Here is a 7,910-nt window from a genome sequence, read left to right on the forward strand (position 1 = left end):
GATGTCAATCCGGCCTTCATCCCGCGCAACCACCGGATCGAGGCCGTGATCCAGGCTGCGATCAACGACGACACCACAGCTTTTGAGGAACTCAACCTGGTGCTGGCAACGCCTTACGAGGACCGGCCGGCCTTCGCGGCCTATGCCGAGCCGCCCAGGCCCGAGCAGCGCGTGCTGCAGACATTCTGCGGAACCTGAGCTGTGTTAACGGGTCGTACACCAAGCGAGCGTCCCGGCGAGGTCCGTTAAGAAGCGGTCAACGCACTCCCTACAAACCTAACCACTTTGTAAGGAGGATATTGCCGTGGACGCCTTGGTTTTCGAGTTCATGGGATTGATGATGCTGGCGCTTTGTGTCGTCGTGATCGCCGTGCCTGCCTCCGATCGTTCGCACCGCGTCCGTCCGCACTGACGCGCCGCCGGAGATCAGGGCGTGGGGGCGCTCGCCAGGCGGCGGAGCAAGGCCCTCGCATGGTTGAAATGTAGGGCACGTGGTCGCCTCAAGCCCCTTGACATATCAGCGCTTTCAGCCAAACGCCTGTTGACATGAATGTGACGACGACCACCGCCGAACTCGCCGCCGTGTGCGACCGCTTCGCCCGGCATCCCACCATCACCGTGGATACCGAGTTTCTGCGCGAAACCACCTACTACCCCTTGCTCTGCGTCGTGCAGATGGCGAGCCCTGATGAGGCCGTGGTGGTCGACGCGCTGGCCCAGGGCATCGACCTGAAACCCTTCTTCGAGCTGATGGCCAACGAGAAGGTGCTGAAGGTGTTCCACGCCGCCCGGCAGGACATCGAGATCGTCTGGCACCAGGCCGGCATCGTGCCGCACCCGATCTTCGACACCCAGGTCGCGGCGATGGTCCTCGGCTATGGCGACAGCATCGCCTACGACCAACTGGTCGAGCGCATCACCGGCCACCGGCCGGACAAGACCCACCGCTTCACCGACTGGTCGAAGCGGCCGCTGACCACAGAACAGATCCACTATGCGGTTTCCGACGTCACCCATCTGCGCGACGTCTTCGGCGCGCTCGACGCCGATCTCAAGAAGCGCTGCCGCAACGACTGGGTGAGCGAGGAGATGGAGGTTCTGACCTCGCCGCGCACCTACGACTTTCATCCCGAGCGCGCCTGGGAGCGGCTGAAGACGCGGGTGCGCAAGCCGAAGGAGCTTGCGGTGCTGATGGAGGTCGCAGCCTGGCGCGAGCAGGAAGCGCAGAGCCGCGACGTGCCCCGCAGCCGCGTGCTGAAGGACGACGCGGTCGGCGACATCGCCACCCACGCGCCGACCTCGCTGGAACGGCTCGCCAATCTTCGTTCGCTGCCGAAAGGTTTCGACCGTTCGAAATGGGGCGCCGACATCGTCGCGGCGGTGCAGCGCGGGCTCGCGCGCGATGCGACGACGTTGCCGAAGCTCGAAAAGCCCCGCAACAACGCCAACGGCGCGGCGATCGTCGAGCTCTTGAAGGTGCTGCTGCGGATGACGTCGGAGCGTCACGCGGTCGCGAGCAAGGTGATCGCGACCGTGGACGATCTCGAGCAGATCGCAGCCGATGACGAGGCCGACGTGCCTGCCCTGCATGGCTGGCGCCGCGAGCTGTTCGGGGAGGCGGCGCTCGCACTGAAGCACGGCCGGCTGGCGCTCGCCATCGAGCGTGGCCGTGTCGTCAGGGTCGATCGGAACTGACCATGTTTCCGGCAGCCCCGGTCCGGAATCCACCGCCGGTTACCGCCGCTTGAGTGAATGAGAACCTCGACTATGCCGGAGGCGCGGCGTGGATCGCTACCGCACGGCGCTGCCCTCGTCGCGATCCGGAACGGCGCCCTTCAGCGCCTGGGACACTTCGACAAGCGCCATTGACAGGATGTAGGCACTGGTGGGTAAGTTGAGCTGACGCGCTTTCACGATGGCCGCGCTGAGGCTGGTTGCCAGCTCTTTGAGATCATCCTCGCGGGTTATCATTTTCTACTCGTTGCTGGAGCTTTGGGTGAGCACGGACAGATCCGACCCTCCCGCTGAGACACTGTCGCGGCAGCTTCGGGAAAATCAGCTCGATCCGACGGTCGCCGAGGGTTTGCGGCTGGTGATTGCATTCAACAAGATCACGGACCTGTCTGACCGACGCATGATCATCGAACTCGCCGAGCGGCTGGTGAAATGAACGCTCATTGCAGCAGACGACCGTCGGTCGACAGCAGAACCCCGCCGCTCGCGCCGATGAGGCCGGCGCTTTCCTCGATTCCGGCGAAATTGCCGATCACCCTGATCACGGCCTGCTTGTAGGAAAGCGCATCGCCCATGCCGCGGCGGCAAGCCACCGCGTCGCTGGCGACCTGGTAGCGGTGACTGCGGTGAAACCCCTCGACGACCGTCGAGAGAATGGTCTCGTCCAGCGAAAACCCCAGCGCCACGCAGCGGAGGTTCCTGATGTTGGACATGTATTCGGCGAAACGCGCCGAGCTGTAGGCCGACGGCAGCGGATGCTCGAAGGCGAGCTCGCCCGGCTTCGGCTTCAATTCAGTGATCCAGTTGGTCAGGTTCGAGGCCGGATTGAACCAGGCGGCCTGTGCGATCCGCTTCAGGTGCACGACCGGCCAGAGCCGGTCGCGCCAGAATGTCATCAATTCGAGACAACGCGACATGATCGCCTCGGCATCGGAGATCACGTGACTGCGGCCCTCGGTGAGATACTCGATCTGCAGGTCCGCGCAGATCAGGATCGGCGGCTCATTGTCCGAAAAGGCATTCATGTGAAGATCCAGCATCAGGTCTACCCTATCGAGACATTGCGCAGCGGGGACGAGGCTGCACGGCTGGCGGAGAGATCGAGCACGCCGGGCCGGTCCCAATCGCCTTCGGGGCGGATGATGACGTAGGGATCGCTGTCGAGCGTGATCGTGTCGGGACCGGGCTCGAGGTCGAGCACCATCTCAGTGTAGGAATAATCGGAGAAAGTGAGCTTGCGGTTGTGGCCGAGCGGCTTGGCGCCGAAATGCGCCCAGAAGTCCACCAGCCGATCCTGGGCCTGGCCGTAGATTCGCCTGAATCCCTTGCGCCTGACATATTCCACGCTCGCCTGCACGAGCTTGAACGACAGCCGCGAACGACGATACTGATGGCGCACGGCAAGCCGCTCGACCTTGGCGAATTCGCCGAAGAAGCGTACCCTCAGGCAGCCCGCGGGTTCCTGGCCGATGAAACCGATGAAGTGCGCTGCAACGAGATCGTTGCCGTCGAACTCCTCTTCCAATGGGCAATCCTGCTCGGCGAGGTACACCGCCGAACGGATCGCCGTCACCAGCATGAGGTCGTTGGGATCGCGCGCAATGCGGACGGTGATGGCGCGTGAGCGCGAATCCGTCGGCAGCGAATGCCTAGTGCCGAGCATGAGCGTAGCTCCCGGTTGCGATCCGCGAAGACGTTCCGGATGTCGGCAGGCGATTCCACGACCGCTCGTAGCACCAGAGATCGGGCTGGAAGCTCGATATCGGCTCGAAGCAGGTCGCGATCAGCCAGTCGCGGCCCGCCCTGGTCGAAGGCTGGGCGAACACGTCGGCATTGGCGTAGCGCGGCCTTCTCAGATGTTCTGCAACCTTGCCGTAACCGGAAATCCCGCGCCCGGTGATCGCACAGGCCCAGATATACGTCGCCGACACCTTTTCGCCGGCCGCGGCGAGCAATTCGATTTCCGGGTTTGTCAGACAAATCTCGTCGAGCAGCAGCGCATCATGGCCGCGGTCATTGAGATAGAGGAACGCGATCGCGCCGAGCAGTCTGCCGTTGCGACCGAACGTCAGAATGGACTCCGGATCGAATGTGAAGTAATTGCCAAGAGTGTCGGCGGACATTTCGACCCCCGGCACGAGGCGATGCGCCATTTCTGCCAAAAGTGGCAGCTCTGTGTACCGCGCGCATCTCACCTCGACATCCGCATTGGTCGGCAGCGAATCAAAGTCGTGTCGCCCCGCCAAAGAGCCCCTTTTCTTAACCGGATCGCGCATCTATCGTCACCTCCCACCTCTGAGCAGACACCATACCGGGTAGGGATTTCGGGTATGCAGCAACTATTGCAACGGGGTGCTGCAGGGATGCAGCACCGCACCGACGAGGTCCTGGACGCGTCCTGGGACGATTTGAAGTCCTTCCTGGCGTGCGCGAGGTGCAAGAGCTTCCGCAACGCCGCCGAAGAATTGCAGGTCACCAGCACCACGCTGATGCGCAGGATCGACCGCCTCGAGGAGCGGATCGGCTGCAAATTGTTCCTGCGCGACCAGAGCGGCCTGACGCTGAGCGACGAGGGCTCGGCGATGATCACCGACGTGATGGAGATGGAGCGTCACGCCTTCAACGTCTTCCGGCGCGCCGCAAATTCCGCCAACGACACCGCCGGCACGGTGCGTGTCGCGGTGACCGAGGGGCCCGGCAATTTCTGGATTCTGCCGAGGCTGATCGATTTCCAGAAGACCTATCGGAAGATCACGGTGGACCTTCGCTGCGCGATGGAACAGGCGGACGTCGCCCGGCTGGAATCCGACATCGCGATCCAGCTCGAACCACCGACCAATCCCGATCTCATCGTTACCAAGCTCGGCAGGCTACATATCTATCCCTTCGCCTCGGAGGCATATCAGGAGGCGTACGGGACGCCCTCCTCCATGGCCGAATTGAGGAATCACAGGATCATCAAGCAGAATGCGCCGCAGGTGGATGACAGCGCCTACGCCCGGATCCTCGGATTGAAGTCGCTCGAAGGCATCGTCGGCATCAAGACGAATTCCAGCATCGGCGTTCTGTATGCGGTCGAGCGAGGCGCGGGCATCGGTTTCCTCCCGACCTCGACGATTGCGCTGGGCGTGCCGCTGATCGCGGTCGACATGGACGGATTCAGCCATTATGCGGACCTTTGGCTGACCTATCACAAGGAGTTCAGGAATTCCGACCGGCACAAGGTCGTGATCGACTGGTTGAAGCGGATTTTCGATCCCAGAACCTATGCCTGCTTCAGGGACGAGTTCATTCACCCGAACGCGCTGGTCCCGATGATGGAGGGCGCGCGCGAGAGCTTCGGCTTGTCCGGCTACATCGCGGCCAGCCCGTCCTGACCGGCCTCTACCATCAGTCTTCGAAGCCCAGCGTGCCCTGGTGCGATAGCAACGCCTCGCGAACCTTGCCGTCGTAGTTGAGGTAGAGGCGCGCGGCGCCGGTCAGGCCGAGTGAAGCCGAGGCCGCCGGCGTCGAAAGTCCAATAGTGCCCGATCTCGGCACCGACAAGCCCTGACCGCTCCAGCGTCGCCCCGCTGACGGCATGCGGATCAAGACCTCCGATCTCCTGAAACGCGCCGGTGGCATTATGCCTGCCATCCACAATTCGATGCCGCTGGATCAACCCGGCAATCGGCCTCTCTGACCGCGCCACAATCTTGCTAAAGCCCCAAATTCGTGTTGCAATCCTTTCACAATCGGTTTTGGCCGTTCGCCTGTGCGTTTCGCGAGCTTGAATCTGAGATTCGGAAATTGAGCAGACTTCCGGAAGCCCGTTTGTGGCGTGGCATGCGCAAAGCATGACCGCGTCTTTTGTGTCGAGACCAGGAGACAGGCGATGCCCAAGGGTACCGTCAAGTGGTTCAACGCGACCAAGGGTTATGGGTTCATCAAGCCGACGGTCGGCGACAAGGACGTGTTCGTCCACATCTCAGCCGTCGAGCGTGCGGGACTCTCGACCCTCAACGAAAATCAGGTCGTGGAATATGACCTCGTGGAAAACCGCGGCAAGAGCTCCGCGGAAAACCTGAAGGTCTCCTAACCCGCCGATCCGCACCGGCAATGTGGCTGCGCCCCTGGCCTCCGCCGGGGGCTTTATTTTCCGTGCACCGAGAACATTCAGCTAGCAGACGAGCGGCGAAATCAGGAAGTTGCCGGTGCCGGCACCGACGGTCGTCGCGCAGATGTCCCCCACCAGCCGAACCTTGCCGCCGGCGAGCAGCCGCAGCGCCTCGGGATAGATTCGATGCTCGACCTCGAGCACCCGCTCGGCGAGGGTCGCCGCGGTGTCGTGGTCGCTGACGGCGACCGCCCCCTGCATCAGGATCGGACCCGCGTCGGTTTCGGGCGTGACGAAGTGCACGGTGGCGCCGGAAATCTTCACCCCTGCGCGGAGCGCCTGGCCGTGCGGGTCGAGCCCGGGAAAGGCCGGCAGCAGCGACGGATGGATGTTCAGCATCCGGCCATGCCAGCGTTCCGCAAACGCCGCCGTGAACAGCCGCATGAAGCCGCCGAGGCAGATCAGCTCGGCACCGTGCCGGTCCAGCACCGCCTGCAATGCCGTCTCGAAGGCTGCGCGGTCCTTGCCGAACCGTTTGCTCTCGACGACCTCCGCTGGAATGCCGGCCGCCGTGGCCTTCGCGAGCCCGGCCGCCTCCGCCCGGTTGGAGATGACAGCGACGATCGCGGCCGGATAGTCCTCGGCGCGAGCGGCGTTGATCAGCGCGGACATGTTCGAGCCGCGGCCGGAGATCAGGATGGCGACACGGCGCTTCATCGCGTCACTCGAGATTGAGATGGCCGTCATAGACGACGCGCTGCTCGCCGGCCGCGGCGATGACTTCGCCGAGCAGCGTCGCGCTCTCGCCATTTGCGGCCAGGACGTCGGTCACCTTCTCGATCGCATCCGCTTGCACGATCGCGATCATGCCGATGCCACAATTGAAGGTGCGCAGCAGCTCAAGCTCGGCAACGCCGCCCTGCGCCGCCAGCCATTTGAACACCGGCAGCACCGGCAGCCGCGGCAGGTCGATTCCGACGCCGAGATGCTTCGGCAGCACGCGGGGAATGTTGTCGGTGAAGCCGCCGCCGGTGATGTGCGCAAGTCCCTTGACCGCGCCGCTTTCCCTGATCGCGCGCAGGCAGGACTTCACGTAGAGACGGGTCGGCGTCAAGAGCGCCGCGCCGAGCGTCATCACCGGTGCGAACGGCGCCGGAGCGTCGAAGGCAAGGCCGGACTCCTGGACGATCTTGCGCACCAGCGAAAATCCGTTGGAGTGCAGGCCCGAGGACGCAAGCCCGATCACCGCGTCGCCGGCTGCGATGTCGGCGCGCGGCAGCAGCGTGCCACGCTCGGCCGCGCCGACCGCGAAGCCGCCGAGATCGTAATCCCCGTCCGCATACAGCCCGGGCATCTCGGCGGTCTCGCCTCCGATCAGCGCGCAGCCTGATTCGCGGCAGGCCTCGGCGATGCCTGCGACGATCGTGGCCGCGGTCTCCGGATCGAGCTTGCCGCAAGCGAAGTAGTCGAGGAAGAACAGCGGCTCCGCGCCCTGCACCACGAGGTCATTGACCGACATCGCCACGAGGTCGATGCCGATGCTGCCATGGATACCGGTCTCGATCGCGATCTTGAGCTTGGTGCCGACGCCATCCGTGGCGGCGACCAGCACCGGATCCTTGAACCCGGCAGCCCTCAGGTCGAACAACCCGCCGAACCCGCCGATCTCCGCGTCGGCGCCGGCGCGTGCGGTCGCGCGCACCATCGGCTTGATCAGATCGACGAGGCGGTTACCGGCGTCGATATCGACACCGGAACCGGCATAAGTGAGCCCGTTCTTGCCTTCGGTCATGCCCATTTCCAGAATGATACCGGCTGGTTACGTCGGATCGCGCCGCCGTGCAATGGCTCGCAAGCATCGCGCGCATATACTATGTAGATAACAACCGGTTCAGCCGGGCATTGTTCGCCAGATCGACCGGTAGCCGGGAAGCGCCGTGTGAGTATTCCAACGAGTATTCCGAACCTGATCACGCTGGGCCGGATCCTGCTGGTGCCCGTCATCGTGTGTGCCATCGCCTCGGGCCAGATGGAGATTGCCTTCGCCATCTTCGTCATCGCCGGCGTCAGCGACGCCGTC

At 63.7% G+C, this 7,910-nt stretch carries 11 protein-coding genes and 2 pseudogenes; 6 read left to right on the plus strand and 7 right to left on the minus strand.

Annotated elements, in window-relative coordinates; all coding sequences use genetic code 11:
- A pseudogene (locus JOY90_RS08400) lies at positions 1–198 on the plus strand (hypothetical protein); the annotation flags it as partial.
- A gap of 348 nt (positions 199–546) precedes the next feature.
- The gene (gene rnd, locus JOY90_RS08405; RefSeq protein ID WP_291690679.1) at positions 547–1,695 is read left to right on the plus strand and encodes a ribonuclease D; all 1,149 of its coding nucleotides are present in this window, start codon (positions 547–549) and stop codon (positions 1,693–1,695) included.
- Positions 1,696–1,791: 96 nt separating this feature from the next.
- Here rnd and JOY90_RS08410 read toward each other — a convergent pair whose 3' ends face one another.
- Entirely contained in the window at positions 1,792–1,971 is a 180-nt protein-coding gene (locus tag JOY90_RS08410; RefSeq protein ID WP_291690688.1) for a hypothetical protein, read from the minus strand.
- A 25-nt stretch (positions 1,972–1,996) separates the two neighbouring features.
- On the opposite strand from JOY90_RS08410, the gene JOY90_RS08415 reads away from it, so the two are divergent.
- Positions 1,997–2,170, plus strand: coding sequence for a hypothetical protein (locus JOY90_RS08415; RefSeq protein WP_291690680.1), 174 nt, complete (start codon positions 1,997–1,999; stop codon positions 2,168–2,170).
- Between the two features lie 4 nt (positions 2,171–2,174).
- On the opposite strand, the gene JOY90_RS08420 is transcribed toward JOY90_RS08415, so the two are convergent.
- Genes JOY90_RS08420 through JOY90_RS08430 form a run of 3 tightly spaced genes read right to left on the minus strand, consistent with a single transcriptional unit; the run spans position 2,175 to position 3,857 of the window.
- Positions 2,175–2,774: an isochorismatase family protein gene (locus tag JOY90_RS08420; protein WP_291690681.1), complete on the minus strand. Its 600-nt coding sequence runs from the start codon at positions 2,772–2,774 to the stop codon at positions 2,175–2,177.
- A gap of 5 nt (positions 2,775–2,779) precedes the next feature.
- A complete protein-coding gene (locus JOY90_RS08425) occupies positions 2,780–3,397 on the minus strand; it encodes a GNAT family N-acetyltransferase (RefSeq protein ID WP_291690682.1) in 618 nt (205 codons plus the stop codon).
- Positions 3,384–3,857: a hypothetical protein gene (locus tag JOY90_RS08430; RefSeq protein ID WP_291690683.1), complete on the minus strand. Its 474-nt coding sequence runs from the start codon at positions 3,855–3,857 to the stop codon at positions 3,384–3,386. The genes JOY90_RS08425 and JOY90_RS08430 overlap by 14 nt, the downstream gene beginning before the upstream one ends.
- A 207-nt stretch (positions 3,858–4,064) precedes the next feature.
- Here JOY90_RS08430 and JOY90_RS08435 point away from each other — a divergent pair, with 207 nt between their 5' ends.
- Positions 4,065–5,111: a LysR family transcriptional regulator gene (locus JOY90_RS08435; RefSeq protein WP_291690684.1), complete on the plus strand. Its 1,047-nt coding sequence runs from the start codon at positions 4,065–4,067 to the stop codon at positions 5,109–5,111.
- 13 nt (positions 5,112–5,124) lie between these two features.
- Here the strand turns inward: JOY90_RS08435 and JOY90_RS08440 are convergent.
- Positions 5,125–5,353 (minus strand): annotated as a pseudogene (locus JOY90_RS08440) (autotransporter domain-containing protein); the annotation flags it as partial.
- Positions 5,354–5,608: 255 nt separating this feature from the next.
- Here JOY90_RS08440 and JOY90_RS08445 point away from each other — a divergent pair.
- The gene (locus JOY90_RS08445) at positions 5,609–5,812 is read left to right on the plus strand and encodes a cold-shock protein (protein ID WP_291690685.1); all 204 of its coding nucleotides are present in this window, start codon (positions 5,609–5,611) and stop codon (positions 5,810–5,812) included.
- 81 nt (positions 5,813–5,893) lie between these two features.
- On the opposite strand, the gene purN is transcribed toward JOY90_RS08445, so the two are convergent.
- The gene (gene purN / locus JOY90_RS08450; RefSeq protein ID WP_291690686.1) at positions 5,894–6,547 is read right to left on the minus strand and encodes a phosphoribosylglycinamide formyltransferase; all 654 of its coding nucleotides are present in this window, start codon (positions 6,545–6,547) and stop codon (positions 5,894–5,896) included.
- 4 nt (positions 6,548–6,551) lie between these two features.
- Positions 6,552–7,622 (minus strand): phosphoribosylformylglycinamidine cyclo-ligase, encoded by a 1,071-nt coding sequence (gene purM / locus JOY90_RS08455; protein ID WP_291690687.1) that lies wholly within the window; start codon positions 7,620–7,622, stop codon positions 6,552–6,554.
- Positions 7,623–7,769: 147 nt separating this feature from the next.
- Here purM and JOY90_RS08460 point away from each other — a divergent pair.
- The coding region (locus JOY90_RS08460; RefSeq protein ID WP_367276896.1) for a CDP-alcohol phosphatidyltransferase family protein at positions 7,770–7,910 on the plus strand (141 nt) is incomplete at its 3' end.

Origin of the sequence: Bradyrhizobium sp. (genome assembly GCF_019242285.1) — a bacterium.
Classification (GTDB): domain Bacteria; phylum Pseudomonadota; class Alphaproteobacteria; order Rhizobiales; family Xanthobacteraceae; genus Bradyrhizobium.